We start from the raw sequence: 1432 nt of genomic DNA, 5'->3' as shown, positions 1-1432 counted from the left end.
GTGGTCATGCGTGGACGGTGTCCTGGGCTAGGCGATCGGGGACGCGGCAAGCGTTGCGGAGGGGTCGCGTTTGCGACCGTCAGTGATCCGATCACATGAGCGAGGCGGGCGCGGCGGGCACCGCTGCGTGGCGGAGAGGTCGCTCACGGTGAGGCTCACGGCGTGCTCGCCGGCGGCGCGATCGGCGCGCGGGCACGCGGATCGTCCTGCACGTTGCGCATCCAACCCAGCGCCAGCTGCGGCCACGCCGCCAACGGCAATCCAGCGATGCCGCGGGTGCCGAAGCCATGGCCGCCGTGCGCGAACAGGTGCAGTTCGGCCGGCACCCCGGCCTGGCGCAGCGCCTGGTAGAACAGCAGGCTGTTCTCCTCCGGCACCACGGTGTCGTCCTGCGCGTGCACCAGGAAGGTCGGCGGCATCCCGGCATGCACCCGGTTCTGCAGCGAGTAGGCGGCCATGGTTGCCGCGTCCGGGTGGCGGCCAAGCAGCCGCAGCCGCGAGCCGGTATGCGCCGCGGTGCCGCTGCCCATGTCGATGACCGGGTACAGCAACAACAGGAAGTCTGGCCGCGCGCTGACCCGGTCGATCGCATCGCGCGCCGGATACACCGCATCGTCATAGCGGGTGCCGAGGCTGGCGGCGACATGGCCGCCGGCGGAGAAGCCGATCGCGCCGATGCGCTGCGGATCCACCCCGTACTCGGCGGCATGCGCGCGGATCAGGCGCAGCGCGCGCTGCGCATCGGCCAGCGGCTGGTCACGCGCGGCGGCGCCGTCGGTGGCCGCATCGGGCAACCGGTAGCGCAGGACGAACAGGGTGATGCCGGCCTGTTCGGCGAAGATCGGCACCAGCGCCGTGCCCTCCTTGTCCAGCACCACGCGCGCGTAACCGCCGCCAGGCGCCACCAGCAGCGCGCTGCCGTTCGGGTGCTTCGGCCGGTACACCACCAGGTAGGGCTGGTAGCGGCCGCTGAGCGCACGGTCGGGCAGCGCCGGGTCGTCGCTGCGTTCGACCAGACGCGGTTGATCGGGGCCGGCGGTCGATCCCGGCGCCGGCCCGGGCCACAGCGGCAGCCGCGCCGCCAGTTCGGCAGCGCTCTCGCTGGCCGGCCGCTCGGCCGCCACGGCCGCGCCGGGCGCGCCCAGCAACAGGGCCAACGCCGCCAGCAACGAGATGCAGGAGCGGAGCCTGCGCCTGCCGCAGGGCGGCACGAGCGGTTCGATGGTGTTTGCGCGAGATTGGGAGAACCGGGCCGACATCGTCGAGATCTCATCGAGGGTGGAAGATGTCCGTGCGTGGCGCGTGGCCTGCACGAGATTGGTCTCCAGTGTGTGCGCGGTCTGCGGCAACGCATGACGCTGTGTCGCCGTCGCCGTCGCCGCCGCCGTCGCCGTCGCAGCCCAGCCCAGCCCATCCCAGCCCAGCCCAGCCC

1 protein-coding gene is annotated in these 1432 nt (G+C 72.8%); it reads right to left on the bottom strand.

Going from position 1 to position 1432, the window contains the following annotated elements:
- Nucleotides 1-155: 155 nt before the first annotated feature.
- Entirely contained in the window at nt 156-1169 is a 1014-nt protein-coding gene (locus ACP93_RS20745) for an alpha/beta hydrolase (protein WP_048492550.1), read from the bottom strand.
- Between the last annotated feature and the right edge of the window lie 263 nt (nt 1170-1432).

Origin of the sequence: Xanthomonas sp. NCPPB 1128 (assembly GCF_001043115.1) — a bacterium.
GTDB lineage: Bacteria > Pseudomonadota > Gammaproteobacteria > Xanthomonadales > Xanthomonadaceae > Xanthomonas_A.
This window is presented reverse-complemented; position numbering and strand designations above follow the sequence as displayed.